General features: G+C 68.7%; 1 protein-coding gene. It reads right to left on the bottom strand.

Annotated features, from left to right (window positions below; genetic code table 11):
• A partial coding sequence (locus A3728_RS17635; RefSeq protein WP_150120867.1) for a hypothetical protein occupies window positions 1-230 on the bottom strand: 230 nt, incomplete at both ends.

Here is a 230-nt window from a genome sequence, read left to right as displayed (position 1 = left end):
TATCGCGCATGCCCAGCGGGTCGAGATCGGCCGCCAGATGTCCGCGGATACGGTAGGCGCGGATGATCATCAGCGCGCGGATACTGTCGAGCACCGCCAGCCTGACCTGCGCGTCCGTCACCTCGACGCCCTTTTCCTGCGCCTTGGCCTTGATCTTGTCCCCTGCGGCCTTGGTTTCCGCGGGGGCGGGCCACTGGCCGCCCATGCCGTCCGATGACCTGACCGGCGCG

Source organism: Sulfitobacter sp. HI0040, assembly GCF_001634885.1.
Taxonomy (GTDB): Bacteria; Pseudomonadota; Alphaproteobacteria; order Rhodobacterales; family Rhodobacteraceae; genus Sulfitobacter.
The sequence above is the reverse complement of the archived record's forward strand: the minus strand, read 5'-3'. Positions and strand labels throughout refer to the sequence as shown.